Annotated in this window: 29 protein-coding genes and 2 riboswitches; of the genes, 12 read left to right on the forward strand and 17 right to left on the reverse strand. The window is 41.3% G+C overall.

Features of this window, described 5'->3' with window-relative positions; genetic code table 11:
* Positions 1–108: 108 nt before the first annotated feature.
* The 8 genes from AC3WLU_RS12135 to AC3WLU_RS12170 all read right to left on the reverse strand — a co-directional run bounded on the left by AC3WLU_RS12135 (position 109) and on the right by AC3WLU_RS12170 (position 7,327).
* Entirely contained in the window at positions 109–1,155 is a 1,047-nt protein-coding gene (locus AC3WLU_RS12135) for a M42 family metallopeptidase (RefSeq protein WP_239860598.1), read from the reverse strand.
* Between the two features lie 92 nt (positions 1,156–1,247).
* Positions 1,248–1,385: a hypothetical protein gene (locus AC3WLU_RS12140; RefSeq protein ID WP_156319562.1), complete on the reverse strand. Its 138-nt coding sequence runs from the start codon at positions 1,383–1,385 to the stop codon at positions 1,248–1,250.
* A 32-nt stretch (positions 1,386–1,417) separates the two neighbouring features.
* Positions 1,418–1,606, reverse strand: coding sequence for a hypothetical protein (locus AC3WLU_RS12145; protein ID WP_034314269.1), 189 nt, complete (start codon positions 1,604–1,606; stop codon positions 1,418–1,420).
* A 105-nt stretch (positions 1,607–1,711) separates the two neighbouring features.
* Positions 1,712–3,475, reverse strand: a complete 1,764-nt coding sequence (opp4A, locus tag AC3WLU_RS12150; RefSeq protein ID WP_492597311.1) for an oligopeptide ABC transporter substrate-binding protein — start codon at positions 3,473–3,475, stop codon at positions 1,712–1,714.
* Positions 3,476–3,494: 19 nt separating this feature from the next.
* The gene (locus tag AC3WLU_RS12155; RefSeq protein ID WP_492597363.1) at positions 3,495–4,394 is read right to left on the reverse strand and encodes an ABC transporter permease; all 900 of its coding nucleotides are present in this window, start codon (positions 4,392–4,394) and stop codon (positions 3,495–3,497) included.
* A gap of 22 nt (positions 4,395–4,416) precedes the next feature.
* Complete coding sequence (opp4B, locus tag AC3WLU_RS12160) at positions 4,417–5,382, reverse strand: oligopeptide ABC transporter permease (protein ID WP_057278962.1); 966 nt, start codon at positions 5,380–5,382, stop codon at positions 4,417–4,419.
* 15 nt (positions 5,383–5,397) lie between these two features.
* Positions 5,398–6,324 (reverse strand): ABC transporter ATP-binding protein, encoded by a 927-nt coding sequence (locus AC3WLU_RS12165; protein WP_053534228.1) that lies wholly within the window; start codon positions 6,322–6,324, stop codon positions 5,398–5,400.
* The gene (locus AC3WLU_RS12170) at positions 6,302–7,327 is read right to left on the reverse strand and encodes an ABC transporter ATP-binding protein (protein ID WP_492597312.1); all 1,026 of its coding nucleotides are present in this window, start codon (positions 7,325–7,327) and stop codon (positions 6,302–6,304) included. Before AC3WLU_RS12170 ends, AC3WLU_RS12165 begins: the two co-directional genes overlap by 23 nt.
* Positions 7,328–7,822: 495 nt before the next feature.
* On the opposite strand from AC3WLU_RS12170, the gene AC3WLU_RS12175 reads away from it, so the two are divergent.
* Positions 7,823–8,458 (forward strand): Bax inhibitor-1/YccA family protein, encoded by a 636-nt coding sequence (locus tag AC3WLU_RS12175; protein WP_034314277.1) that lies wholly within the window; start codon positions 7,823–7,825, stop codon positions 8,456–8,458.
* 102 nt (positions 8,459–8,560) lie between these two features.
* On the opposite strand, the gene AC3WLU_RS12180 is transcribed toward AC3WLU_RS12175, so the two are convergent.
* The 3 genes from AC3WLU_RS12180 to AC3WLU_RS12190 all read right to left on the reverse strand — a co-directional run bounded on the left by AC3WLU_RS12180 (position 8,561) and on the right by AC3WLU_RS12190 (position 10,334).
* Positions 8,561–9,103 carry an acyl-CoA thioesterase gene (locus AC3WLU_RS12180; RefSeq protein ID WP_034314279.1) on the reverse strand — a complete coding sequence of 181 codons (543 nt, stop codon included), beginning with the start codon at positions 9,101–9,103 and terminating at the stop codon, positions 8,561–8,563.
* 131 nt (positions 9,104–9,234) lie between these two features.
* Positions 9,235–9,699 carry a M15 family metallopeptidase gene (locus AC3WLU_RS12185; RefSeq protein ID WP_082854780.1) on the reverse strand — a complete coding sequence of 155 codons (465 nt, stop codon included), beginning with the start codon at positions 9,697–9,699 and terminating at the stop codon, positions 9,235–9,237.
* A 152-nt stretch (positions 9,700–9,851) separates the two neighbouring features.
* Positions 9,852–10,334, reverse strand: a complete 483-nt coding sequence (locus AC3WLU_RS12190; protein ID WP_413010677.1) for a DinB family protein — start codon at positions 10,332–10,334, stop codon at positions 9,852–9,854.
* A gap of 184 nt (positions 10,335–10,518) precedes the next feature.
* On the opposite strand from AC3WLU_RS12190, the gene AC3WLU_RS12195 reads away from it, so the two are divergent.
* Positions 10,519–12,342, forward strand: a complete 1,824-nt coding sequence (locus AC3WLU_RS12195; RefSeq protein ID WP_492597313.1) for an ABC transporter ATP-binding protein — start codon at positions 10,519–10,521, stop codon at positions 12,340–12,342.
* A 42-nt stretch (positions 12,343–12,384) separates the two neighbouring features.
* Here the strand turns inward: AC3WLU_RS12195 and AC3WLU_RS12200 are convergent, their stop codons facing one another.
* Positions 12,385–13,086 (reverse strand): DUF459 domain-containing protein, encoded by a 702-nt coding sequence (locus tag AC3WLU_RS12200; protein ID WP_413002116.1) that lies wholly within the window; start codon positions 13,084–13,086, stop codon positions 12,385–12,387.
* A 219-nt stretch (positions 13,087–13,305) separates the two neighbouring features.
* Between AC3WLU_RS12200 and AC3WLU_RS12205 the strand changes: the two genes are divergently transcribed.
* Positions 13,306–13,812, forward strand: a complete 507-nt coding sequence (locus tag AC3WLU_RS12205) for a GNAT family N-acetyltransferase (RefSeq protein ID WP_034314287.1) — start codon at positions 13,306–13,308, stop codon at positions 13,810–13,812.
* A gap of 57 nt (positions 13,813–13,869) precedes the next feature.
* On the opposite strand, the gene AC3WLU_RS12210 is transcribed toward AC3WLU_RS12205, so the two are convergent.
* Together AC3WLU_RS12210 and AC3WLU_RS12215 are read right to left on the reverse strand one after the other, a co-directional pair.
* Complete coding sequence (locus tag AC3WLU_RS12210) at positions 13,870–14,067, reverse strand: Spo0E family sporulation regulatory protein-aspartic acid phosphatase (RefSeq protein WP_492597314.1); 198 nt, start codon at positions 14,065–14,067, stop codon at positions 13,870–13,872.
* A gap of 248 nt (positions 14,068–14,315) precedes the next feature.
* Positions 14,316–14,504: a Fur-regulated basic protein FbpA gene (locus AC3WLU_RS12215; protein ID WP_034314291.1), complete on the reverse strand. Its 189-nt coding sequence runs from the start codon at positions 14,502–14,504 to the stop codon at positions 14,316–14,318.
* Between the two features lie 170 nt (positions 14,505–14,674).
* Positions 14,675–14,779, reverse strand: a riboswitch (SAM riboswitch).
* Positions 14,780–14,936: 157 nt separating this feature from the next.
* Positions 14,937–15,041: riboswitch (TPP riboswitch) on the forward strand.
* Between the two features lie 97 nt (positions 15,042–15,138).
* Here AC3WLU_RS12215 and tenA point away from each other — a divergent pair.
* The 5 genes from tenA to thiE are packed head-to-tail and all read left to right on the forward strand — an operon-like array spanning position 15,139 to position 18,565.
* Positions 15,139–15,828, forward strand: coding sequence for a thiaminase II (tenA, locus tag AC3WLU_RS12220; RefSeq protein ID WP_492597315.1), 690 nt, complete (start codon positions 15,139–15,141; stop codon positions 15,826–15,828).
* A gap of 15 nt (positions 15,829–15,843) precedes the next feature.
* Complete coding sequence (gene thiW / locus AC3WLU_RS12225; RefSeq protein WP_063577812.1) at positions 15,844–16,365, forward strand: energy coupling factor transporter S component ThiW; 522 nt, start codon at positions 15,844–15,846, stop codon at positions 16,363–16,365.
* The gene (gene thiD, locus AC3WLU_RS12230) at positions 16,334–17,140 is read left to right on the forward strand and encodes a bifunctional hydroxymethylpyrimidine kinase/phosphomethylpyrimidine kinase (RefSeq protein ID WP_492597316.1); all 807 of its coding nucleotides are present in this window, start codon (positions 16,334–16,336) and stop codon (positions 17,138–17,140) included. The genes thiW and thiD overlap by 32 nt, the downstream gene beginning before the upstream one ends.
* Complete coding sequence (thiM, locus tag AC3WLU_RS12235; RefSeq protein WP_487373031.1) at positions 17,137–17,952, forward strand: hydroxyethylthiazole kinase; 816 nt, start codon at positions 17,137–17,139, stop codon at positions 17,950–17,952. Before thiD ends, thiM begins: the two co-directional genes overlap by 4 nt.
* Positions 17,933–18,565 carry a thiamine phosphate synthase gene (gene thiE / locus AC3WLU_RS12240; RefSeq protein WP_264640590.1) on the forward strand — a complete coding sequence of 211 codons (633 nt, stop codon included), beginning with the start codon at positions 17,933–17,935 and terminating at the stop codon, positions 18,563–18,565. The genes thiM and thiE overlap by 20 nt, the downstream gene beginning before the upstream one ends.
* Before the next feature lie 38 nt (positions 18,566–18,603).
* Here thiE and AC3WLU_RS12245 read toward each other — a convergent pair whose 3' ends face one another.
* Positions 18,604–19,809, reverse strand: coding sequence for an MFS transporter (locus AC3WLU_RS12245; RefSeq protein ID WP_492597317.1), 1,206 nt, complete (start codon positions 19,807–19,809; stop codon positions 18,604–18,606).
* A 270-nt stretch (positions 19,810–20,079) separates the two neighbouring features.
* Between AC3WLU_RS12245 and AC3WLU_RS12250 the strand changes: the two genes are divergently transcribed.
* From AC3WLU_RS12250 to AC3WLU_RS12260, 3 genes are all read left to right on the forward strand, one after another.
* Positions 20,080–21,567, forward strand: coding sequence for an aldehyde dehydrogenase family protein (locus AC3WLU_RS12250; RefSeq protein WP_034314306.1), 1,488 nt, complete (start codon positions 20,080–20,082; stop codon positions 21,565–21,567).
* 293 nt (positions 21,568–21,860) lie between these two features.
* Positions 21,861–23,093 (forward strand): aminopeptidase, encoded by a 1,233-nt coding sequence (locus AC3WLU_RS12255; protein WP_492597318.1) that lies wholly within the window; start codon positions 21,861–21,863, stop codon positions 23,091–23,093.
* A gap of 368 nt (positions 23,094–23,461) precedes the next feature.
* The gene (locus AC3WLU_RS12260; RefSeq protein ID WP_164468809.1) at positions 23,462–23,629 is read left to right on the forward strand and encodes a hypothetical protein; all 168 of its coding nucleotides are present in this window, start codon (positions 23,462–23,464) and stop codon (positions 23,627–23,629) included.
* Positions 23,630–23,757: 128 nt separating this feature from the next.
* Here AC3WLU_RS12260 and cspC read toward each other — a convergent pair whose 3' ends face one another.
* The gene (cspC, locus tag AC3WLU_RS12265) at positions 23,758–23,958 is read right to left on the reverse strand and encodes a cold shock protein CspC (RefSeq protein ID WP_034314312.1); all 201 of its coding nucleotides are present in this window, start codon (positions 23,956–23,958) and stop codon (positions 23,758–23,760) included.
* Between the two features lie 288 nt (positions 23,959–24,246).
* On the opposite strand from cspC, the gene AC3WLU_RS12270 reads away from it, so the two are divergent.
* Positions 24,247–24,507 carry a hypothetical protein gene (locus tag AC3WLU_RS12270; RefSeq protein WP_283930219.1) on the forward strand — a complete coding sequence of 87 codons (261 nt, stop codon included), beginning with the start codon at positions 24,247–24,249 and terminating at the stop codon, positions 24,505–24,507.
* A gap of 33 nt (positions 24,508–24,540) precedes the next feature.
* On the opposite strand, the gene AC3WLU_RS12275 is transcribed toward AC3WLU_RS12270, so the two are convergent.
* Positions 24,541–25,164: a YdcF family protein gene (locus AC3WLU_RS12275; protein WP_492597319.1), complete on the reverse strand. Its 624-nt coding sequence runs from the start codon at positions 25,162–25,164 to the stop codon at positions 24,541–24,543.
* Positions 25,165–25,237 lie beyond the last annotated feature (73 nt).

The raw sequence follows: 25,237 nt of genomic DNA on the forward strand, positions 1-25,237 counted from the left end.
AGGAAAAAATTCAAAGGGAATCTCAAAAAGGGGTTCGGAATTTTTTAATTCCGAACCCCTTTTGTCTACAAACTGAAGCCCGCACAAGAGTGCGGGCTTTTCTCACGATTATACCAACTCTGATTGGATATAATGCAAAATCAGATTGGCTGTATGCTTTAATGAAGAGACATGTGTCCGCTCGAAGGCATGTGATGCATCGATTCCCGGTCCGATCAGGCCATGGACGACATCATATCCTGCCCGGATGGCAGCGGAAGCGTCCGATCCGTAAAATGGATAAATATCGACACGGTAGTCGACGGCATTTGCTTGGGCAAGTGAGACCAGATGCTGACGCAGTTTATAATGATAAGGACCCGAGGAGTCTTTTGCGCAAATGGAAACGCTGAATTCATCCGTCGTTTGTCCATCACCGATCGCTCCCATATCGACAGCAAGATATTCGACTGTTTTCTCAGGGATATTGGAATTTCCGCCATAGCCGATTTCTTCATTGTTGGAGATCAGGAAATGGGTCGTATATGCCAATTTTATCTTTCCTGTGGAAATGAGGTCAATGATATGAAGGAGGATGCCCACGCTAGCTTTATCATCCAAATGCCTTGATTTCAAAAAGCCTGTATCCGTCACTTCCACTCTCGGTTCAAAGGAGACAAAATCTCCAACAGAAATGCCAATGGCCTCGGTTTCCGCTTTGGTTTTCACGACAGCATCTATCCGGACCTCTATTGTCTCATCATCACGCTTCGCATCGCCGGCATTTTTATATACGTGGACAGAGGTCTGGTTGATTAAAATGGTCCCGGTGATAATGGCTCCGTCAGCTGTATGGATTTTACAATATTCCCCTTCCACCGAGTTCCAGCGGAATCCGCCGATCATCGTCAATTTAAGGCGGCCATTCGCTTTGATTTCCTTTACCATGGCCCCCAATGTATCGACATGGGCAGTCAGCAAGCGATGTTTGTTATCATCTTCGCCTTTTAATGTAGCAAGCAGTGCCCCTTTATTCGTGATGTTATATGAAACCTTCCTCTGCTCCATGAAATCGGCCGCGTATTTAATGGCTTGCTCCGTATAGCCGGAGGGGCTGGGTATGGACACCAATTCTTTTATGTAAGATACGATTTCTTTTTCTTCGATCACGCTCATGCATATCTCTCCTTTCCTCTTTGTTCATTATATCTTTTCATGGCAAATTTTAACATATTAAAAGACCGCCAAAAGGCGGCCCTTTAATAGATTTAACTCATGAAAGCCATGACAGGCAAGATGGCCATAGCTAATGTCGCAATTCCATATAACGCTAAATTCTCCATATTCACTCTTCTTTTCCACTTATCGCGCCATACCTTGTATCTGTCCATATCTTCGTTTCTCATAAAAAAACCTCCTTAGTGATGAAAGTTCAACTTCACTTCAATTGTCTTTGTTTGTTGGACATTTCCTTCATATATTCCAAGAAGGCAATTCTCTTTTCGTCTGGATAGGCTACAATGTCTGCAATGATTTCCTCTTCGAGAGGTTTCAGTAAACGGCCAACCGATTCAGTAAACAATATTTCTAACTCTCTCTTTGTTTCATTAGGATTTCTCACTTCCATCAATATCACCCTTCCAATTACTTACTATTATCTATATAACCTTTATCCACTCCATTGAAACGCAAAAAATCGACCGCCATAAAGGCAGCCGATAGTCAGCTTAAATTATTTCGTTACCCCAACATTATGCCATTGATATTGACGGCCTGCGAGATAATCGTAACCTGTAACGCGTTCATTCACTCCAGCCAATTGATAACGGAATAATGTCGGAATGACCGGAACCTCTTCATGAATCAATTCCTGCCACTCATTATACGTATCGATTCGATATTGATCATCGAAGGCTTCCTCTGAAATCCCTTTAGCAAGAAGCTCATCATTTTTTTCACTCACCCAGCGGGTATAGTTAAATTCTGCAGACCTGGACCATATTCCTGATGGATCCGGATCTGAAGCGACGCCCCATGCTGCTGAATAAACATCAACTTCGTCATTATCCTTTTTCAGCAGGTCGTAGAATGAATTGAACTCATGCAGCCTTCCGTCCTGCAATTCGACGTCCAACCCTACTTGTTCCCATTGCTGGATATAATATCTTGCCAGTGGCTCGGAAACATCGGAACCGCTCATGGAAGCAAAGTTGATTTTGAACTCTTTTCCATCAGCATCTTCACGAATGCCATCATTATTCGTATCTACAAATCCTGCTTCATCCAAAAGTTTTTTTGCTTTTTCAGGATTATATTCATATGCTTTTAAATCTTTATTGTTATATTTAAAGTTCGGGGTAATGACAGAGTTGGCAGGGAAGCGCAGACCCTTGTACATCTTTTCGCCAACTTCTTCATTATTGATGGCATATGCCATCGCCTGACGAAGGCGTTTGTCTCCGAATTTCGGATTCTCATCCATAATATTTTCTTCTTTTTCTTTATCATAGTAGCCGAAATTGAAACCAATATAGGAATAAGCCAATTCAACTTTCCCCAATAACTCGACATTATCCAATTCCTTGGCTTGCTCATATTGCTCAGCCAAGACCTCAGCTACATCGAGGTCACCATTTTCAAGTGATTTGACGACAATAGACGGATTCACGACTTTCAATGTGATACTGTCCAATTTAGGTTCACCGCGGTAATAATCTTTATTTGCTTCGAATTCGACTGCTTCCCCTTGAACGATTTTCTTCACTTTGAATGGTCCAAAACCAATCGGATTTTTACGAATTTTATCAGAAGATTCCAGCTTTGCAATCGGAACATCTTTTAAGTATTCTTTATGAAGCGGGTATGTCCATAATCCAGTCGTGACGGAAGGATTCGCCTTTTTGAATGTGAAAATGATTTTTTTGCCGTCGACTTTAATGCCTGAAATCTTATCGGCTTTCCCTTCATGATACTCTTCCATACCCTCGATCAAAGCCATTTGTTCATCATAGCGGACACCTTTGTAATCTTTGCTTCCCATGACAAGGTACGCATATTCCAAATCGGCACCTGTCACAGGCTTTCCATCTTGCCAATTTACATTATCCTTAATCGTCAGCGTGACCGTTTTATGATCGTCCGATATCTCATAGGAAGCGGCACCTTCATTCGTATATACATAGTTTTCGTCTGTATCCAATAAATCCTCATCAAAGAATGTGATAACTTGGTTATCGGGTTCACCTTGATAGAAAACCTTGTTTAATATCCCTTCAAACGGGGTATCTGATACCAAACCATATGTCAAATGGCCGCCTTTAATCGGCTCTCCTTGATTTGTCGTCTTTGTCGGGAATTTAGAGGTATCGACCTGTTCGACATCTTTCCCTTTTTTCTCTTTCGTTGACGATTTCTCCGTATCATTCGAACATGCAGCAAGCAGTAGAGACGAAATGGCCAATGCACTTAATACCTTACTGTAGCTTTTGATTTTCATATCATACACTCCCCTTTTTTTATCCTCTTCTTTGTCTTGCATCGGCTGCGCGTTTTAACGCCTGACCAACGAAATTTATACTCAGCATCAACACTAAAATCATGAGTGATGCGGGTACCCATATCCACCACTTGTTTTCCAGAACATCTGGATTTCGAGCATAACTGATGAGCGTCCCTAAACTCGGGGTGCTCTCCGGAAGGCCGAACCCTAAGAAAGTCAAACTGGATTCTAAGCCAATATTGCCTGCAAGGTTCAAAATGAAGTTGACGATGATCAGTGAACTGACATTGGGCAGCAGTTGAAACAGGATGATTTTCCAATGTGGCGTCCCGAGTGTCTGTGAGGCATGGATATAATCCAGCTCACGCTCTGACAAAGCCTTTGAACGAATCAGCCGGGCCTTTCCTGTCCATAAAAACATCGTCATGATTAAAATGAAAACATATACATTGAAGATCGGTACTATCACAACTACAACGATGATGAACATCATTTGCGGCAGGGCAATCACGAAATCAATAATACGCATGATCACATTATCGGTTGCCCCGCCAAAATAACCGGCAAGAAGCCCTAATGATAAACCAATGATTGCCGTGAATAATGTAATCAATAAACTGATCGTGAATGAATTTCTGGTACCGATTATCAGTTGTCCGAATACATCCCGGCCGCCATAATCGGTTCCAAGCCAATAGTCTGAGGATGGTTCCAAATAAATGGAGAGAAAATCGACCTTGGCTATTTCCTTGGCGTCCATGAAAAACGACGCACCGTAAACAAAAAGCAATATGGCTGCTAATATAATCAATGAGCCCATGGCAAGCTTGTCTTTCTTGATTTCCTGCCAGATGATCTTGATACCTGAAGGGCTCACATCATTAACTTGTATGTTCTTACCGGTTTCCACTTTCATTTCCATACGACTCACCCCGCTCCTATTCTATCCGTATACGCGGATCGACCGCACTAAGTATGATGTCCGAAAGAAGGGTGCCAAGCAGAGTGGCAAATCCCGTCATCATGACGATGGCCGTGACAACGCTGAAGTCCCGCAGACTGACTGAACTAAGGAAAAGCTGCCCAAGCCCCGGATAACTGAAAATGGTCTCGATTATGACCGCGCCGCCGACCAATCCAGTAATTTCATAACCTAAGAATGCCGCTATCGGTAAAAAGGAATTTCTCAGGATATGCCGTGAATACACTTTTGATTCGGGCACTCCCTTCGAACGCGCTGTCCTTACGAAATCCTTGATTTTATTATCGATGATTTCATTTCGCAAATATTGGATCGTACTTGTTGTTGCAATTAAAGCTGTACTTAACGCTGGTAAAATTAAATGATTGATCTTGCTTAAAACATAGGCGAATGTTCCTTCATCCACTTTTGAATCGACACTGCCTCCAGACGGGAACCAATCAAGGGCAAATCCGAAAACGAATAACATGATTAAAGCAAAGATGAAAATTGGCGTGCCAAACCCTAAATAGCTATAACCCGTAACGGTTTTATCCACCCAGGTATCGTTATACCTTCCGCTAAGTATGCCTAATGGTATCGCAAGCATATATGTAAAGATCAGCGTGACCAACGCGAGGAACACCGTATTCCAAAGCCTGTCTTCGATCACATCCATAACGGGCGTCTTATGTGTATAGGAAACACCGAAATCCCCCTGTACTGCATTGGATGCCCACCTTAGATATTGTTGGTACCAAGGATCATTCAAACCCAGCTCTTCCCTGATCCTATCAAGCTCGGCTGGATTGGCCCTAGGGTTGATTTCCTGGCCGGACAGTGCATCTCCCGGCATTGCTTTTGCCATCATGAAAACGATGATGCTCAATAAAAAGAGCTGCGGGATCATTACTAATAATCGTCTTAGGATAAATTTCCACATATACCTTCCACCTCCTTATTGTAATGCGACTCTATGTGTCGATGAGATTGGCTTCAAATCGTAAGCACGTCCGTTCTCATCGAAATATTTTGAATAAGTAGACTCATATTCCGAGGTGAGTTTTTTTCTAAGCTGCACTTTATCTTCGCGGACTTCCGGCTCTAAATCAGGAATGGCGGCAATCAGGCGCTTCGTGTATATATGTTGGGGATTTTCATAGATTTCCTCGCTTTTGCCTTCCTCTACCAATCTACCTCGATACATAACACCCATCCGGTCACACATATGCCGGATTACACCTAAATCATGCCCGACAAATAAATAAGTCAAATTGAACTCCTGTTGGAGATCCTGAAGAAAATTCAATACTTGTGCCTGAACGGAAACATCCAGTGCTGACACCGGTTCATCCGCAATGATCAGTTTAGGTTTCAATGTCAAAGATCGGGCAATCCCGATTCGCTGGCGCTGCCCCCCAGAAAATTCATGAGGATACTTGTGAATCGATTCCGGACTCAGTCCGACTTTGTCCAAGAAGTCCTGTACGATTTTCTTTTCCTCTGAAGGGGATAACCGTTCGAAGTTCCTCAGCGGTTCGGCTATTATGTCAAGTACCCTCTTCTTGGGATTCAATGATGAATACGGGTCCTGGAAAATCATTTGGATATCTTTTCTGAACGGTTTAATTTCTCTTCTACTTAAAGATGCTAAATCCCTGCCTTCAAACAGGATTTGTCCGGATGTCACCTCATTCAGTTTGACCACTGCCTTGCCTGTCGTGGACTTGCCGCTTCCGGATTCCCCGACCAAACCATATGTTTCCCCTTGCTGCAACTCAAAGGAGACACCGTCAACCGCCTTTACGTGATCGACCACCCTTCGAAAAAAACCGCCCCTTATTGGAAAATGCACTTTTAGATTATCTAATTTTAGTAATGTCATGAGCCGATGCATCTCCTTCAGCTTGAAAATAGAATGCTTTATAGCAGGTACAGCGGACAAAATGACCGTTGCCCACTTCGTGAAGCCGGGGTGTCTCTTCATGCGCATGTTTTGGTATCCATGGAATCCTATCTTGGAAGCGGCATCCGATCCGATCCATTTTGGCTATCGATGGAACGATTCCCTCGATAACATGCAAACGGTTTTTCTCGTTTGCGGCCGAAGGAATCGAATTCAATAATGACCTTGTATATGGATGCAGCGGATTGCTGAATATCTCTTTAACACTTCCCGTTTCCACTACCTGACCTGCATACATGACAACAATCCTGTCAGCGACCTCTGCTACAACGCTCAGATCATGTGTAATTAAGATGATCCCCATTTTTGTCCTGCTTTGGATATCCTTCAGCAGATCAAGTATTTGCGCTTGGATCGTAACATCCAATGCCGTCGTGGGTTCATCGGCGATGACCAGTGCAGGGTTGCAAGCAATGGCAATCGAGATCATTGCCCTTTGCCGCATTCCGCCCGAGAGCTCATGCGGATATTGCTTGTACGTCCGTTCAGGGTATGGAATTCCCACTTGTGTCAAAAGTTCGATCGTCCTTTTCTTTTTTTCAGCACTGGAGAGTTCAGTATGGTAATCAAGATTCTCCTCGATCTGTTTTCCGATGGTCATGAGAGGGTTCAAAGCCGTTAAAGGTTCCTGGAATATCATACCCAATTCCTTACCACGGACTTTATTCATTTGTACATCATTCAACTTAAGGAGATTTTGGCCTTTATAATGGATGTTTCCTTCGGATTTCGTTCTCTGCTTATTATGTAATTGCATGATGGATAAGGCCAATGCACTCTTTCCACACCCTGATTCTCCAACAACTGCTACAATTTCATTTTCATTCACCGTAAACGAAACATCATCCACCGCTGCATGATATTTGTTACCGATTCGGAATGAGGTAGTTAGGTTTTCTATTTGTAAAATAGCTTTCTTCATCCTTGCTCCCCCTAAACTATTTTATCGGGAAAATAATTAATCTTCTGATAATTATTTAAAATTTTAATCATTTTTTTACAATTATACAATAGTTTTTATAGAAAATAATCACATTTTTTTTCATAATTTATAACTTTAGGAATAATTTTCTGCAACATAAAAACGTTTCCTTTATAACTGTTATACAGTAAAGTTTTGAAGTCCTATTAAATATATAGAATCAATAATTTCGGATTTATTATTTCGAGATAGCTTTTTTTGAAGTTTATGTCTATTTATTGACCTTAGCGCTTTACTTACCGCGGAAAGGTTTCGTTTAAAGTATTTTAATATTTCAGAAAAATTAGTATATTTGTAAGAATATCATAGAAAAGGTAATTACTTCATATATATTTCAATACTTTTAAAAAAACACCAAATTTTCATTGTATGCAATGAAACCTTTTTAAAACAGATTCGTAGAAAACGGTAGAAAATAAATGATGGGGTGATTGAATGTATTCACAAACTGTACAAACATATATGCCGTCCGTCATGCGGACGTTCGCTTTATCTCTTGCCGTTTCCGTTTTAGGTATGGCTCTCGGCACTCTTGTTCCGCCATCCTTGTTTCTTCCCTTGGCGATACTTGAGATTGCCATGTTGATTGGAGCATTCATATTGCGAAGGAAAAAAGCCATCGGTTACACATTTTTGTATATTTTCACGTTGATTTCCGGAATTACGACCTATCCGATCATTGCCCACTACCTAGCCGCAGCAGGGGCAAATGTGGTGATCCTGGCAGGTGTTACGACGACAGTCGTATTTGGAGGACTGGCGGTTTATGCCACAACCACCAAAAGGGACCTTTCATTCTTGGGGGGAATGTTATTTGCGGCCTTGCTAGCTTTAGTCGTTATTAGCATTTTCAACATTTTCTTTCCATTAAGTTCTACAGCCATGCTGGTCTTTTCATTTATAGGGATTTTAGTTTTCAGCGGTTATATTTTATATGATTTCAATCGAATGAAGCATTACGGGGTAACAGCCGAAGAAGTACCGCTCATGGCGTTGAATCTATATCTTGATTTCATTAACCTATTCATTAACATCTTGCGCTTCTTTGGTATTTTAGCTAGCGATGACTAAAAGACCTAACAAGGGAACATAAACAAGACGCTTGGAATTATCCAAGCGTCTTTTTACTTAATGTCTCGATCATCAATAAGAACAGCTGAAGGGATGCCTATCTTATTTATATAATCCTGGATTTGATTGATCGGTCCATGGCAGTTTCACACCGAAAGTACTTGCAATGAACTGTGTATCTTCCCTTCTTTTTTTCCTTATTTGGGCCCGTTGTTTTGCTGATTCATTTAAATTCATTTCCATCTCCGTTTCCGGAACCAAACGGGGAACAGGAATTGGTTTACCTTCTTCATTAATGGCAACAAATGTCAGGAAGGAAATGACGCATAAATTTCGGGCTCCTGTAACTAAATCCTCTGCAATCACCTTTACGATGATTTCCATTGATGTTCTGCCCGTATAAGTCACGAAGCTTTCAAGGCAAACTGCATTTCCTTCGTGAATAGGGTGCAGGAAATCGACGGAATCAGTTGATGCCGTAACGACGTTGCTTCGCGCATGACGCATGGCTGATATAGCCGCTACATCATCAATGTATGCCATTAATTTGCCTCCGAACATCGTACCAATGTTATTTGTATCCGGCGGGAGGACCAGGCTTGTTTTTATGACCAAAGAGTCCCGGCAATTTTTTGTTTCTTCCATGGTGACTGCACTCCTTTATGTCTGATTTCTCACTAGTTCACTTTATCGAATTCTTACCTGTAAAGCAATTCACATGCTTATTTTCCTGCTATTAGTCAAAATTATGCGGCTTATGATGAAGCCAACCACTTTCACTGCCCTTTTGGCTGCTTGCCTTGCTGCAGCTCACGCAGGCTTAAGCCAAATGTCATTTGTAAATGCGGATAATCCTTGAACCCTGCCCAATCCCCTCCCCAATCGAAACCTAACCCTTTAGCGATTGTTACGACTTCCATCCAATCCGACTTTCCATTATCGTTACCGTCATAACTCATATCCCAAATGGCCTCGCCTTGTTTGTCAAGGAGGGCAAAATCTATCGCCAAACCGAAATTATGCAGCGACTCGCCACCTCTTGCATTCGTTACGATGTTGCCCGGGTCTGATCGGCCCTTTTCATAGAGTTCATTTTGCTCGGCTAAAGACCGGAATCCGGCCGTAATGATTACCGGGATGCCTTTGTCCTTAGCCAGTTGAATGAGCTCGTCTTTTTTTTCGGCGACGATCGGATTCAGCTCGTCAGTCAGTTCGATTTCGTCTAGATCAGGCGGAAGCATATACTTGAACAAGAGCCACAGCAGCAATCCGAAAAAGCCCAATACCAAACATGTTCTTATCCAAGTGGCTTTCACTTAAAAAATCCTTCCTTTACGAAAATATCTATCTGAAAATGAAAAACTCAACCAGAGACGGATGAGTTTATCTTCTATTATAACTTTGCTTTTAATTCTTCAATTTGCAATAAATGCCGTTTTTCATGCAGTCCAACGAACGGAATCCATTGCTTCAGGCTTAAATCTTTGAACAAAGGATGCGGAAAAGACTTTTGTTCGAGATCAATTTCCTTTGCATGGTCAACGACATGTACAAAAGCTTTTCGGGATTCGGACAACTTCTCCTTAACTTCACTCAAAGTTTGGTATGATTCCGACGGAGTGACAAATGGCGGGGCCTGGACCTTCATTTTACGATTTAACGTAAGTTCTATCGGTTTATCCACAGCAGGAATGCTTTCATCGCTTTTCAATTTATCGGAAATGCTCTTTGTTATGGCCCTCTCCATTAAGTATAGATGATCCAAAACCTGGATGATGCTCCATCTTCCTGTTTCAGGTTGGGCGTTCAGCTGTTCATCCGATAGTCCGTTGACCGCATTTAAAAGTTCTCCCCTGATTTTTTCATTTTCCTTCATTTTAGCATCTCCTCTTATCAGCCTCGCTAATCTCCTTTAATTATTCCATGTCCTATAGGAAAGTGTAAAATAATAATTCTTTTTTGACAAAACGAACCGATTAAAAGTTGTCTATTTTTCGAAAAGCCCTATGATAGTCATAAAGGCAAAAATCATCTAGGACAGTAAAATAGGAGTGATCGTTATGAGTGGAGGACATATTCCATTCAGCCACAAAGGGCGCAGTGCAATACATGCAATACCCTCAAAAGGAAGCATATGGTTGATGCTTAAACAAATGTTCAATCGGGTCCCGTCGAAATGGAAGTTTTGCTCTTTGGTTTTATGTATCATGCTTTTCATTTCATTGCTTGAGTTCTCCATCCCCCAATTGACACAGTTTACGATTGATAAAATCATTCCCGAAAAAAGATATGACTCGTTGATCTGGATTGGTGCAGGAATTCTTTGTGCTGCAATCTTATTGGCTATACTGAACTACTTTAACAGCTATATCGTTTCCAAGGTCGGTCAAAAGGCCATCATGGATATACGCAATAGCATGTATGAACATATTCAAACACTGGATATGAAATTCTTTGATAAAAACCGGACTGGTGACTTAATGTCGCGGTTGACCAATGATGTCAATTTACTGCAGCAGCTCATCTCTTCGAGCATGCTTCAGGTTTTGACTGACACGGTGACCTTCATTGCCGTAGCGGTATATATGCTTTTCATTAACTGGAAGCTTACCATTGTCCTTCTTATTACATTCCCTTTCATGTTCTATATCACAAGGGTATTCGGGAAACGCATCAGGATGTCATTTAGGTCTGTACAAAGTTCCGCAGGAGATGTCAGCAACCAGTTACAGGATTCGATTTCAGGAATGCGGCTCATTCAATCTTTTACAAATGAAGAATTCGAATCAAGGCGGTTTGCGGAGCGTAATCAGGAAAATATGACTGCAAACCTTAAGTCCGTTCGGCTGCGTTCCATGTTCGGGCCGATTATTGATTTATTGAACAATATCGGTCTTGTAGCAGTCATTGTGTTCGGTGCTTGGCAAGTGATGGAAGGTGAATTCACAATAGGATTAATCGTGGCCTTTCTCGCCTATTTGAGGTTACTGCAGAGTCCCGTTCGCAACTTTAGCCGGGTAATCAGCATTGTCCAGCAATCAGCCGCCGCCTTTGAGCGGATAACTGAAATATTGGAAACCAAACCTGAAATAAGTGACAAGGGAAATGCCATTGAACTCCATGCCATAAAAAAGAAAATTGAGTTTAAAAGTGTTGATTTTGCTTATGATGAGACTGTTCCTGTTCTCGGCAATCTAAACCTGACCATGAAAGCTGGTCAAGTAACCGCTTTGGTCGGCTCCTCCGGCGCAGGAAAATCGACCATCACGAACCTACTGATCCGATTTTATGATCCGCAAAATGGAACGATTAAAATGGATGGACATAATATCAAAGATGTGTCACTGAAGTCATTACGGGGACAAATGGGAATTGTTTCTCAGGATATCATTCTATTCAATGGTTCCATCCGTGATAACATCGTGTATGGCAAACTTAATGCTACAGATTATGAAATCATCGAATCCGCCAAAGCGGCAAATGCTCATGACTTTATCTGTGCCTTTCCTGATGGTTATGATTCTCAGATTGGAGAGCGTGGAGTCAAGCTTTCAGGCGGACAAAAACAGCGCATTGCCATTGCCAGGGCACTTTTGAAAAATCCGCAAATCATCATTCTTGATGAAGCAACGGCGGCCTTGGATACAGAATCTGAACATTTGATCCAGCAAGCCTTGTCACGTTTAATGAAAAAACGGACTTCAATAGTCATTGCACATCGTTTATCGACCATTCATGATGCCGATCAAATCATCGTTCTGGAAAAAGGGCAGGTTCTTGAAAAAGGAACACATGACCAGTTAATGCTAAACAACGGCCGATACAAGCAGCTCCATGACTTACAGTTCCCTCAACTAAGCGATTTCAAATACCTAGCAACTTAGCAGGCAAACATGCACAGAAAGCCTTTCAGTGCATGTTTGGTTTCATTTGAAATCATAACTTTCCAAAACCCGATTCGCAATGAGCTGATACCCTTTTTCATTCGGATGTAACTTATCACTGAAATACTTTGTTTTCTTTTCATCTTCAAAAAGATCATTTGTAGGAATGAATAACATCCTTTCATCTTTATCCGCTAATCCCTTTATTGACTCGTTATAATCGCGAATGTGCTTTTCAAGTTTTTGATTGTCTTTAATTGGGTTATAAAGTCCTATTACCAGAATATCCGCTTTATCGTTTGCCTCTATCAGTGTTGATGTAATCTTTTTCAGATGGTTGATATATTCCCGTTTACCCTCATTGATTTTTCGGTCACTTATTTTCTCCAAGTTCCCGCCATTACTATTGATCAAGTCATTCGTTCCAATAAAAACAATGAAAGTATCGGCTTCATCAAGTTTCGTTTTAATTCGGTAATCATCTAGCTGTTTCATCACCCCATCCGTTTCCTGGCCTTTAATACCGTAATTCCAAAAACTCACTTTTTGCTCCGATTGGGGATTATTCAATTCATCTTCAAGGCCATCTATATATCCTTCCCCGTCCTTATCCCCTTTTCCATAGGTTAATGAATCTCCAAAAGCCATGACCCTTTGCACATCTTCCGACTCCGAGGCCTGAAATTCATATGCAGCAAAACATATAACCAGTACGATAATCAATATACCTGCCAATTTTTTCATTTGGTTCTCCTCTTGTCTTTTTACTAGAAGTATTTAATCTTTTTCATACCCAAAAAATCTGCAGTACTAACATAAAAAAGAATTGTCAGATAAAGAATAAAGAGTGTATGATAATATAAAACTTTCAATGGATTGGGTTTCATTCAACGTCCCTAAAACCAAAAACGGGATTACCCTTCATTCTGGAGATTGAATAAATGATAGTTAGGAGTTTAAATCATGGAAGAACACATAGAGTTTAGAGAGGCAGAACTATCTGATCTACCCAGAATTGTTGAAATATATAATTCGACAATTGCTTCAAGGATGGTCACGGCAGATACGGAACCTGTATCCGTCCAATCGAGGGTTAAATGGTTTGAGGAACATCATTCAGAAAGTAGACCGCTATATATCATTACTATAGAAGGGAAAACCGCTGGATGGATGAGCTTTCAATCCTTTTATGGCCGACCGGCATATAATTCCACTGCCGAAATCAGCATTTACATTGATGATTATTTCCGGGGAAAAGGAATTGGACAAATTTCGATTCGAAAGGCAATTGAATTGAGTCCAAAATTAGGTGTTAAGACTTTATTGGGTTTCATTTTCGCCCATAATACACCAAGCCTTAAGCTTTTTTCTAAATTCGGGTTTGAAGAATGGGCACATTTACCTCAAGTTGCCGAGATGGATGGCATTGAGCGGGATTTGATCATTCTAGGTAAACGTGTCGATATTTAAATATAATTCTTCAGAGCTATTGCCTTGAGCAGTAGCTTTTTCAGATTAATACAGGTTTTAAAAATACCTATATGCTTCTTGAAGGGAAAAATATTCAGAATCTCTTTTACTTGCTAACGCATTCAATAGCGTATCCAATTCTTGGCTAGCTTGTACAGTCTGCAGACTTGTTAAGCCGTAAATCGCTCCCAACTTTATCATTTCCTGTCTCTTCTCTTCTACTTTTTCTATAGTTACCTTACGGCAAGGCATCATAGCCACCTCCCATTTATTCAATATTTTTACACTTTCATCATAATGAAATCACTAGTTAAAATCAACTATTTTCCAGAAATTAAATGTGTTATTTTATAGGTCAAATGTGACAAAACACCTATTTTATTATTTAATTATGTATAATTTGTGTCGTTTTCTTATAAACGCAAAAAAGCATCCACTAGTGTAGACTGCGAATGCTTACATCATATCCCTTATCCAAAAATCCAAATATTGTATTCCGATTACTATGTCATCCATTCAGAAGGTGACTCGTTATTAGGTCTATTTATAACAATCTTATATTCATCTTCAAGTACTTTTAATGGGGCATCATAAAGGTGCCTTTCATCAGAGGTTTTGTATACTCCATTGGCCAATAGCTCTTCAATGAGTTTTGCCTTCCTCTGTTCAATCCTCTTAAATAATTCTGCCATGTAAATGGCTCCTTTCCGTCCTAGTGCCTGCTTCTAGTTAGCTAAACTTTATCAACTTGTTTGATTTCACCAAATTATATATACCTTTTCTAGTATGTCACTAAACGTTATTTCCCAAAAATAAAAGCCCCTTCTAATTTAAGAAGAGGCTGACAGTGTCCGTTCGGCTCTTCTTATCTTCCAAGCATATGCTTGTTGGATTTAGCACAGTTCCCTAAACGGGTCCGCTGCCGAGGTTTCATAGGGCCAAGTCCCTCCACCTCTCTGGATAAGAATTCAATATATAATGATGTAGAAATGATTCTATCCTAATAATCTTCAAAAGTCAATTACCTGGTTCTCCCTTTTTTCCTGGACATAAAGTGATTCCTCTTTCAAATACGGGTTGCATTTTCTTGTCTTTCTGATATGATGTCAGTAATTACATACAATTCACACCACTAGGGGAGTCTTTTTTAAGACTGAGATGGAATTAGTTCCGGACCCTTTGAACCTGAACCGGCTCATACCGGCGGAGGGAAGTGGATGATATCGTCCATTTCACAGACTATATCCATCTACCCCGTTCCGTATTCAGGAACGGGGTTTTTTATTTAACAAAGGCAAAGGGAGCCATTCTATAGGAGGATGAACAATGGAGAATACAAAATTAGAAACATTCAGTGATAGACTGCATGCACGGGCAAAAGAGATTTGGAAAAGGAATCATTCACATCCCTTTGTCCAGGCAATTGGAAACGGCACACTTCCTGAAAAGAAATTTGCCTATTACCTGAAGCAGGACTATGTCTATCTCATGGATTATTCCAAGCTCTTTGCTTTAGGTGTCATCAAAGCCCATAACATCGGAACCATGGCAAAATTTGCGAGCATTTTAAATGAAACCCTTCAAGTGGAAATGGATATTCATCGGCATTATGCTTCCGAATTCGGGATCAGCTCCAAGGAATTGGAAAATACAGAACCTACTCCAACCACTCTAGCCTATACAGGTTACATGCTAAATGCAGCTCAGCATGGGACTTTGGCAGACTTGATCGCCTGTCTCCTGCCCTGCGCTTGGGATTATTACGAAATCGGTTTGCTATTAAAAGAACAAAATGGAGCAGCACTGGAAAACAATCGCTACGCAGATTGGATAAGGTCCTATTCATCTCCTGAATTCGGGGAAGCACACAAGTGGCTGATCGCTTTGTTGGAAGAATTGACGGAAGGCATGCCTGAAAAGGAACTTCTTAGATTAGAAAAGCACTTTTTGGTTACTTCCCGATATGAATATTTATTCTGGGACATGGTTCAAAATGAGCAGGATTGGCCTCTGTAGGTGGTTGACATGAGGATGAACCCTATCAAGAAACTGACATTGACTGCCATGATCACGGCTTTAACGACGCTTACCAGTTCATTTATTTTCATCCCTGCAGGATTTGCAAAAATCTTTCCTATTCAACATCTGGCAAATGTCCTGACGGCGGTTCTATTGGGGCCTGCATATGCGGTGACACAAGCTTTTTTAGTTTCCATCATTAGAAACATGATTGGTACCGGTTCAATTTTCGCCTTTCCCGGCAGCATGATTGGTGCACTTTTGGCCGCCATCCTTTACCGAAAAACACAAAGCTTAAAATTCGCCTGTTTAGGGGAAGTGATCGGGACCGGCTTTCTCGGTTCCCTGGCCTGTTATCCGCTTGCAACCCTCCTATTGGGAGAAAAAGCTGCTCTTTTTGGTTTTTTACCGGCTTTTATGTTCAGTTCATTCGCAGGTGCGATTTTAGCTTTCATATTACTTAAAATATTGCTAAAAAATACTTATATGAAGGGGTTTTTTTATGAAAACAGCATTAACGATCGCAGGCTCTGATTCAGGGGGCGGTGCTGGAATACAAGCGGATTTAAAAACATTTTCTGCACATGGTGTATTTGGAATGTCTGCCATCACAGCCGTAACCGCCCAAAACACAATGGAAGTCCGTTCTGTACAGCCCATTGAAACTGCTATCATATCGGATCAAATTGCAGCTATCTTTGAAGATATTCCTGTCGATGCAGTAAAAATAGGCATGCTTGGATCAAAAGAAACCGTGGAAACGGTCGCTGCGTCCCTTAAAACCTTCATGCCTGCCATCATTATCCTTGACCCTGTCATGATTTCCAAAAGCGGCCACCATTTGCTCGACGAAAAGGCCGTCTCTGCCTTAAAAATGGAATTGCTTCCGCTTGCAAATCTTGTAACACCCAATGTACCAGAAGCGGAAGTACTTACTGGCTTCCCGATTCGGACGAAACAAGATTTCTACAGGGCATGCATTTCGATACAAGAAATGGGTTCCAAAGCCGTTTTACTTAAAGGCGGCCATGCAGCAGGAAATCCAAATGATCTTTTTTATGATGGGACTGACTTCCACTGGATCAAGGGAGAGCGCATTCATACAAAAAACACTCATGGTACGGGCTGTACCCTATCATCCGCCATTACATCTAACCTGGCAAATGGACTGCCATTGCAAGTGTCGATCGAACAAGCCAAGACCTATATTTCCGAAGCGATACTCAATAGCTTTTCAATCGGTAAAGGTCATGGACCTGTCCATCATTTTCATTCATATTCAAAAAAAGAAAGGAGTGACTTATTATGAAGGTTTCTTCAGCCGATTTATTTATGAAGGTAAGAGAAAGGAAACCACTCGTTCACCAAATCACCAACTTTGTTACGGTCAATGACTGTGCAAATGCCACCCTTGCCATCGGAGGTTCACCAGTAATGACATCGAGCCCAAGAGAAGTGGCGGATATGGTCAAATTAGCAGATGCATTGGTCCTGAATTTCGGTACGATCGATGATAAGGCCTTGGAAGCAATGGAGATTGCCGGTAAAACGGCAAATGTCCTGGACATCCCGGTCATTTTGGACCCGGTGGGCGTTGGTGCCACCTCCTATCGTACAGAGCAAGTCAAAGAGCTCCTAAGTAAGGTTACTTTCCAAATCATTCGCGGAAATGCGAGTGAAATCCTGTCATTGATGGGTGGGGATACCGTTACTCGCGGGGTGGATTCGGGGGAACTTGCGATTAGCAATGCAGAGCTGGCTTCACGAGCGGCAAATGAATTGAATAGCATCATCGTGGTCAGCGGAGCTAAGGATGCGGTCAGCGATGGAAAACATACGTCCATCATCGATAACGGGAACCTCCTTTTAACTAATGTTACAGGTACCGGTTGCATGTCCACTGCTCTTATCGGAACTTTTTCCGGAGTCACCGATGATTTCTATTCTGCAGCAATTGCCGGTATCTCAACAATGAGCATTTCAGGGGAACTAGCAGCCGCAACCCTTCAAAAGGATGAAGGAACAGGTACTTTCCGTGTGCGATTAATCGATGCCATATCAAGAATGGATAAGGAAATCTGGATGCATGAGGTGAAAATAAGTGAAGAAGTCCCAAATTGATTTAAGCCTGTATTTAGTTACGGAAGAGTCCATAGCAATAGAAGAATTGACCAAAATCATTGCACAATCGGTTTCAGGAGGAGTCTCGATCGTACAACTTAGAGAGAAAAACAATTCCTCCCTCTCCTTTTATGAAAAAGCATCTGCATTAAAACAGTTATTGAATGAGCTTTCCATTCCCCTTATCATCAATGACCGGGTGGATATAGCACTTGCGGTTGGAGCGGACGGAATTCATATTGGGCAAGATGACCTTCCACTGCCTATCGTCAAAAAAATGGTTCCTGAAGATATGATTGTCGGTGTATCTGTCTCCACTCTTGAAGAAGCACTCGAAGCCGAACGAAATGGAGCGGATTATATCGGAGTCGGTTCCGTTTTCCCCACCAAGACCAAACAAGATGCAACCCTAATGGCACTTGAGGATCTGGGGGAAATTTGCCGCGGCGTATCCATTCCCGCAGTAGCCATCGGGGGTATCACTGCCGATAACATTTCCGCTCTTTCTGATAGCGGACTATCAGGTACCGCAGTCGTATCGGCCATCATGAATGCAGATAATCCGAAGACTGCCTCCGAATCCCTTTTAAAAATCATAAAAGACTTTAAATAACAAAAGGATGGGGACTGCATGCAGTCCCCATCCTTTGTTTATGTCAAAACGGTATTCTTTGTTTCCTTCCCAAAAGCCACGGCAACTGCCCCCACTAAAATAGTAATTGTAAAAATGGTGAAAATCGAAGAAATCGGGGTGTCTGCGGCAACTAAATACCCAACAAGCAAAGGTCCAAGAACACCGCCAATCCTCCCGATCCCTGCAGCTAACCCAGCCCCTGTACCGCGAACTGATGTTGGATACTGTTCAGGTGTGTACGCATAAAGTGCACCCCATGCCCCCAGGTTGAAGAAAGAGAGGAACATTCCGGAAACTATCAGCAGTGCCAGCCCCTCTGCCGATCCAAAGAAAAAGGCACTGACGGCCGTCCCAATTAAGTATGTGATCAAAACGAATTTACGTCCCATCTTCTCTATCAGCCATGCAGCTGAAAAATAACCCGGAAGCTGTGCGAGAGTCATGATCAAAACATATTCAAAGCTTTGAATCATGCTGAAGCCTTTAAGGACCATCACACTTGGCAGCCATAAAAACATCCCATAATAGGAAAAGACCACGCAAAACCATAGAATCCACAATACAAGGGTCTGACGGGAGTAATCCTTTTTCCAGACACTTTTCATATTGCTTAATACAGATGGTCTTTGCTTTTTTTCAAGTTCCGTATACTTTGGTGAATCCGGCAGTTTCAAGCGCAGGTACAGCGCATATAAAGCAGGAGCTGCGCTCAATAATAATGCAACCCGCCAACCATAAGCCGGTATGATGAAATAGGATATGAGTGCTGCCAAAATCCAGCCAACCGCCCAAAAGCTTTCAAGAAGGACGACAACCCTTCCCCTTTTACTCGCTTCAACACTTTCAGAGACCAATGTCGAGGCAACCGGAAGTTCTCCCCCAAGTCCCATTCCAATCAAAAAACGCAATATCAAGAACAGGCTGAGTGTACTGACTGCTGCAGACAGGCCACTTGCGATCGAAAACAATAATAAAGTAATGATAAAGACATTCTTTCGTCCGACCCTGTCGGCCATCGCACCAAAGAATACGGCGCCAACAGCCATTCCTATGGAGTTTATGCTCCCAATCCAGCCAACCTGCTCACTGGTTAAGTTCCAATCCTGCTTTAATGCAACAATGATGAAAGAAAGCATACCGACATCAAGTGCATCGAACATCCATCCAAGACCCGCAACACCAAGTAACTTACGCTGCGATATCATTTTCGCATTATTTCCCATATATTCCTCCTGAAGAACTTTAGACCTTCTTGTTATTTTATCCTTTTTCATTTTAACTATTAACTTTCATTTTTGCTATAGTAATTACACATGTCTTGACAAAATAATACTACATTTTTTTAATAGATGAAGAAATCTTGGATATTCTGTCGAATGTTATAGATTGAATATTCCCTTTTTTTCATTTATCATAAAAATTGGCAATCATAGCGTTAACAATAAGTCATCATGTTTTGCCCAAGATAAACATTTTATTCAGGAGGGTAATTAATGACAAATCTAACGTTAGAAGTAAGTGGAAAGCTGCAAAAATTTTTAACAGGACCAAAAAAGCTCTATATTAATGGTCAGTTTGTAGAAAGTGCTTCAAAAAAAACCTTCTCCACTCCTAATCCTGCTACAGGACAAAAACTTGCCGATGTTTATGAAGCTGATAAAGAAGATATCGACTTAGCCGTCAAAGCTGCACGCAAAGCATTCGATGAAGGTCCTTGGTCAAGAATGAGCGCAGCTGCACGCAGTAGACTGATGTATAAACTAGCCGATTTAATGGAAGAAAATAAAACTGAACTTGCTCAATTGGAAACGTTGGATAATGGGAAACCAATCAGTGAAACTACAAATGCCGACATTCCTTTAGCAATTGAACATATGAGATATTTTGCTGGCTGGTCCACCAAGATTGTTGGACAGACCATCCCGGTAAGCGGAAATTACTTTAACTACACGAAACACGAGGCTGTTGGTGTTGTCGGCCAAATCATCCCATGGAACTTTCCGCTTCTTATGGCGATGTGGAAACTGGGAGCGGCACTTGCTACAGGTTGTACGGTCATATTAAAGCCCGCTGAGCAAACACCTCTTTCCGCTCTTTACCTGGCTGAATTATTGGCTGAAGCCGGTTTCCCTGATGGGGTCGTCAATATCGTTCCAGGTTTTGGTGAAACGGCTGGACAAGCGCTAGTCGACCACCCGCAAGTAAATAAAATCGCATTTACCGGCTCGACCGAAGTTGGAAAATTGATCATGCGTTCCGCTTCATATTCATTGAAACGGGTCACATTGGAACTTGGAGGAAAATCGCCAAACATCATCCTGCCTGATGCGGATTTCTCAAAAGCCATCCCTGGAGCTTTGAATGGGGTCATGTTTAACCAAGGCCAGGTATGCTGTGCCGGTTCAAGGGTTTATATCCAAAAGAAACATTATGATAATGTTGTTGCCGATATGGCTAGCCATGCAAAAAACATCAAACAAGGGATAGGCCTGGATCCAAGTACCCAAATTGGGCCGCTTGTTTCCGAGGAGCAGCAAAATCGGGTAATGGGCTATATTGAAAAAGGGAAAAACGAGGGTGCGGAAGTTCTTGTCGGCGGAAATAAACCGGGTGAACAGGGCTACTTTGTTTCTCCTACTATATTCGCTGGTGTTGAAGAGGATATGACGATTGCTAAAGAAGAGATTTTCGGACCGGTCATAGCGGCAATGCCATTCGAGGATTTAGATGATGTCATTAACCGTGCAAATGCCAGTGAATATGGTTTGGCTGCCGGCTTATGGACAAGCGATATAGCCAATGCCCATTATGTTGCAGGAAAACTCCGTGCCGGTACCGTATGGGTGAACTGTTATAACGCGTTCGACGCAGCTTCTCCGTTCGGCGGCTACAAACAATCCGGAATCGGACGTGAAATGGGATCTTATGCACTGGACAACTATTCTGAAGTGAAAAGTGTCTGGATTAATTTGGGTAAATGATTTACTGACTATTAAGAAAGAGGGTCTCAAAGAGGCCCTCTTTCTTTCAGTCCATTGATCCACTGCACCAAATCATCAAATTATTCAACTATTCAAACCTTTTCAATAGTCTTTCCTTCTTTAGTTTTGGTAAAATGCAAGATAGACAAAATGCTGCTGGAGCAGCTCCCTGCCGGTTATAATGAACTCCTTCGTATACGAGTAGTTTTCACAAACGATGTAAAAAGTTTCTTTTTTATATGACAAAAAGTACAATTAAAAATGTAGAAAATGGAAAAGAGGAGTTTTAAATGATGAGTGATTTTCAAACGAATTTAGAAAAATATGCAGAACTTGCCGTAAAAGTCGGTGTAAACATCCAACAAGATCAAACCTTGGTCGTAAACACAACATTAGAGGGTGCTGACCTTGTGCGTCTCATTGTAAAAAAGGCATATGAGAACGGTGCGCGCAATGTCATCGTTAATTGGAATGACGATATCGTTTCACGTACCAAATATGAATTGGCTCCAGATGAAGTGTTCCACGAATATCCAAAGTGGCGCGCAGAAGAAACGATCGAACTCGCAGAAAACGGAGCTGCTTATCTTTCCGTCATCTCCTCCAGCCCTGACTTATTAAAAGGTGTAAAACCTGAAAGGATTGCCAACTACCAAAAAGCATCCGGGACAGCACTGAAGAAGTGGCGTCAGTATATGCAATCCGATAAAGTGAGCTGGTCCATAGTTGCCGTCCCTTCAAAGGCTTGGGCCGATAAAGTATTCCCTGAAGAAGCAGAAGGAAAACGTGTTGACCTCCTATGGGAAGCCATTTTTAAAGCAGTTCGTGTTGATGTGAAAGATCCTGTGGAAGCCTGGAAAAAACACGATGATACCCTGCATGAAAAGGTTGATTATTTAAATGATAAGCATTACAAAAAATTGCATTATACGGCTCCCGGAACCGACCTGACAATCGAATTACCCGACAAACATCTATGGGTAGGGGCAGGAAGCGTTAACGTACAGGGGCATGAATTCATGGCTAATATGCCAACCGAAGAAGTGTTTACAGTTCCATTGAAAACAGGCGTTAACGGTACGGTTTCCAGTACGAAACCACTTAGTTACGGCGGAAACATCATCAATAATTTTTCCGTGACGTTTAAAGAAGGACGGATCATTGAAGTAAAAGCAGAAGAAGGAGAAGAAATCCTAAAGCAATTGGTTGAAACGGATGAAGGTTCACACTACCTTGGTGAAGTCGCGCTTGTTCCATTCAACTCACCCATTTCCCAATCGAATGTTTTATTCTTCAACACATTATTTGATGAAAATGCATCAAACCATCTCGCTATCGGCAGCTCCTATGCTTTCTGTATTGAAGGCGGAAAAAACATGGGTCCAGAAGAACTTGCAGAAAATGGACTGAATGAAAGCCTTACACATGTCGATTTCATGATTGGATCTGAGAAAATGAACATCGACGGCATCAAACAGGACGGCACTTCAGAACCTGTCTTCCGTAATGGGGACTGGGCGTTTTAATTAACCGCTTTAAGCCCCTTCCATCACTTGAAAACCTTCAGCCACGTGATTTCTGCAGTACCTGGGAACATGTGGCTGTTTTTTCATGCCCAAAAAGGGGGACAAGCCCATAGTAATATCGACTCCTTGCTTTCGAGTAAGTTCATTCGCTATAACTTGGCTTGCCCCCGCTTAATCCCATATTGTGACATCCACTCCTTGTTCATCCTAAAACATGACCCATTGACTTTTTCTATACAACATTCAAAATTATTAGGCTCATTGCCATATGCTTAGTCTGTTTTTTATACGCAATGTATTATTGGAATATGTTGAACACATCTTTCATTGCCAAATATGTTATACTATTAGTAAAGAGGGTGGCTAAATTGAAAAGCAATAAGTATAATACTGGTGAAACAGTAACCATTCAGGATACTAATGAATCAGTAACCATTAATAAATGGGCATATGTAAAAAACATGAAGAGATATTCTTATACTGTTAAAGAACATCCGACTACTTTTTTCTTTGAAGAAGAATTTAAAAAAGCTTAATGACAAGTCACTAAAAACCTACTCAGTCAGAGTGGGATTTTTTTTTTTTGCTTTCATTTTATAGCACAATAAAAAACAGACTCCCATCGAGGAAGTCTGTTCATATAGGTTACGATTTAATTTTAAAATTAAGCTTTTTGAACGTTAGCAGCTTGAGCTCCACGTGCACCTTGCTCAACTTCGAAAGTTACTTTTTGACCTTCGTCTAAAGATTTGAAGCCTTCGCTTTGGATAGCTGAGAAATGTACGAATACATCGTCTCCGTTTTCGCGTTCGATAAATCCAAAACCTTTTTCTGCATTAAACCATTTAACTGTACCTTGTTCCATTGTTGTTGCCTCCTAGTGCATAACACACATTGTATTACTATTTTTAATCATTTGGAAAATAACGAGTATCCTCTTCCACAACCAAAAACAATTCTTTATTAGATTAACATGAATTGACGCAGATAGCAAATTTTCCAGTGATAATTTAAAGATGGCCACATTCTTTTTGCCTTCTTAATTTCTTTATTTATCCAATTTAATGATTCAGATAGTAATTAATGGGTATATCAGAGTAATAAGAAACAGTACGATTTTCACTTAAAGAATTATCAACAAGGAGGACACTCAATGAAATATTACAAAGTTTCTAATAGCGGTTTTGACAGTAAGGTCATTGTAGCCTATAGCGGGTATGAGGCACTCGGGTATTATTTAATGGAAATCGATGATCAACTTGGTTTTGTTGATGATATAGATGTGGAAGAAGTGGATGCTGATGAACGAGTCGAGATTTCCTATACCGGTTTTCCCGTTTATAAGACACTTAAGGAGCTATATCAAGAGAAAGATTTTTGGCAAGTTCCTAATGTTGTCGTGGAAGTCGAATAATGAAAGCACCCCACCTTTTAGGAGAATTCGATGTTACCTCCCAATCAACCCGGTCAAATAGTATTTGGTAATTGCCAGATATTCACGGGTATATGACTTCAACAGTGACACTTTTGGTGTCTTTGCCGGCAATCCCTTCATGTCCAAGCCTTCTTTTTTTGCTATTTCGACTGCCCGGTAGATATGAAAGTCATTGCTAACGATCAACCCTGAAGCTGCTGTATCAGGAATGAGCTCTTTTGAGAAAACGATATTTTCGTGAGTTGTTGTAGATTTGTCTTCCATCATGATGCGTGCTTCTTCAATTCCTTGGGCGATTAGCCCCTGTTGCATTGCTTTTGCTTCCGATATATCTTCTCCCGGTCCTTTGCCGCCAGATACAATGACCACTGTATGTTTATTCGCCGATAAATATTCTGCAGCTTTATCAATCCGGTATTGTAAGGATAATGATGGAACCGAACCTTTGACCCTTGCTCCAAGAATCATGAGGTAATCGGCATTTTCCGGAATTTGCTGGTGAATGCTTTCCTGAATTTTCATGTGCAAAAATCCAAAATACCCAAGTACCGCAATGACACATATTACACAAAAAAGTTTCATCGTCTTTTTCAAATTTTTTCCCCGCTTCAGTTTCTTATCATATATAACTTTCATTACCATTAACTCCTATATAACTAAGATCGAAGAGAGGGAGATCATGAAAGACTTCCCTCTCTTCTCAATCGGA

This window comes from Peribacillus sp. FW305-BF15 (assembly GCF_058783805.1).

Coding starts and splice junctions, on each gene's coding strand:
- AC3WLU_RS12135 (WP_239860598.1), bottom strand. CDS start 1,155: ATGAGCGTGATCGAAGAAAAAGAAATCGTATCTTACATAAAAGAATTG.
- AC3WLU_RS12140 (WP_156319562.1), bottom strand. CDS start 1,385: ATGAGAAACGAAGATATGGACAGATACAAGGTATGGCGCGATAAGTGG.
- AC3WLU_RS12145 (WP_034314269.1), bottom strand. CDS start 1,606: ATGGAAGTGAGAAATCCTAATGAAACAAAGAGAGAGTTAGAAATATTG.
- opp4A (WP_492597311.1), bottom strand. CDS start 3,475: ATGAAAATCAAAAGCTACAGTAAGGTATTAAGTGCATTGGCCATTTCG.
- AC3WLU_RS12155 (WP_492597363.1), bottom strand. CDS start 4,394: ATGAAAGTGGAAACCGGTAAGAACATACAAGTTAATGATGTGAGCCCT.
- opp4B (WP_057278962.1), bottom strand. CDS start 5,382: ATGTGGAAATTTATCCTAAGACGATTATTAGTAATGATCCCGCAGCTC.
- AC3WLU_RS12165 (WP_053534228.1), bottom strand. CDS start 6,324: ATGACATTACTAAAATTAGATAATCTAAAAGTGCATTTTCCAATAAGG.
- AC3WLU_RS12170 (WP_492597312.1), bottom strand. CDS start 7,327: ATGAAGAAAGCTATTTTACAAATAGAAAACCTAACTACCTCATTCCGA.
- AC3WLU_RS12175 (WP_034314277.1), top strand. CDS start 7,823: ATGTATTCACAAACTGTACAAACATATATGCCGTCCGTCATGCGGACG.
- AC3WLU_RS12180 (WP_034314279.1), bottom strand. CDS start 9,103: ATGGAAGAAACAAAAAATTGCCGGGACTCTTTGGTCATAAAAACAAGC.
- AC3WLU_RS12185 (WP_082854780.1), bottom strand. CDS start 9,699: ATGCTTCCGCCTGATCTAGACGAAATCGAACTGACTGACGAGCTGAAT.
- AC3WLU_RS12190 (WP_413010677.1), bottom strand. CDS start 10,334: ATGAAGGAAAATGAAAAAATCAGGGGAGAACTTTTAAATGCGGTCAAC.
- AC3WLU_RS12195 (WP_492597313.1), top strand. CDS start 10,519: ATGAGTGGAGGACATATTCCATTCAGCCACAAAGGGCGCAGTGCAATA.
- AC3WLU_RS12200 (WP_413002116.1), bottom strand. CDS start 13,086: ATGAAAAAATTGGCAGGTATATTGATTATCGTACTGGTTATATGTTTT.
- AC3WLU_RS12205 (WP_034314287.1), top strand. CDS start 13,306: ATGGAAGAACACATAGAGTTTAGAGAGGCAGAACTATCTGATCTACCC.
- AC3WLU_RS12210 (WP_492597314.1), bottom strand. CDS start 14,067: ATGATGCCTTGCCGTAAGGTAACTATAGAAAAAGTAGAAGAGAAGAGA.
- AC3WLU_RS12215 (WP_034314291.1), bottom strand. CDS start 14,504: ATGGCAGAATTATTTAAGAGGATTGAACAGAGGAAGGCAAAACTCATT.
- tenA (WP_492597315.1), top strand. CDS start 15,139: ATGGAGAATACAAAATTAGAAACATTCAGTGATAGACTGCATGCACGG.
- thiW (WP_063577812.1), top strand. CDS start 15,844: ATGAACCCTATCAAGAAACTGACATTGACTGCCATGATCACGGCTTTA.
- thiD (WP_492597316.1), top strand. CDS start 16,334: ATGAAAACAGCATTAACGATCGCAGGCTCTGATTCAGGGGGCGGTGCT.
- thiM (WP_487373031.1), top strand. CDS start 17,137: ATGAAGGTTTCTTCAGCCGATTTATTTATGAAGGTAAGAGAAAGGAAA.
- AC3WLU_RS12245 (WP_492597317.1), bottom strand. CDS start 19,809: ATGGGAAATAATGCGAAAATGATATCGCAGCGTAAGTTACTTGGTGTT.
- AC3WLU_RS12250 (WP_034314306.1), top strand. CDS start 20,080: ATGACAAATCTAACGTTAGAAGTAAGTGGAAAGCTGCAAAAATTTTTA.
- AC3WLU_RS12255 (WP_492597318.1), top strand. CDS start 21,861: ATGAGTGATTTTCAAACGAATTTAGAAAAATATGCAGAACTTGCCGTA.
- cspC (WP_034314312.1), bottom strand. CDS start 23,958: ATGGAACAAGGTACAGTTAAATGGTTTAATGCAGAAAAAGGTTTTGGA.
- AC3WLU_RS12270 (WP_283930219.1), top strand. CDS start 24,247: ATGAAATATTACAAAGTTTCTAATAGCGGTTTTGACAGTAAGGTCATT.
- AC3WLU_RS12275 (WP_492597319.1), bottom strand. CDS start 25,164: ATGAAAGTTATATATGATAAGAAACTGAAGCGGGGAAAAAATTTGAAA.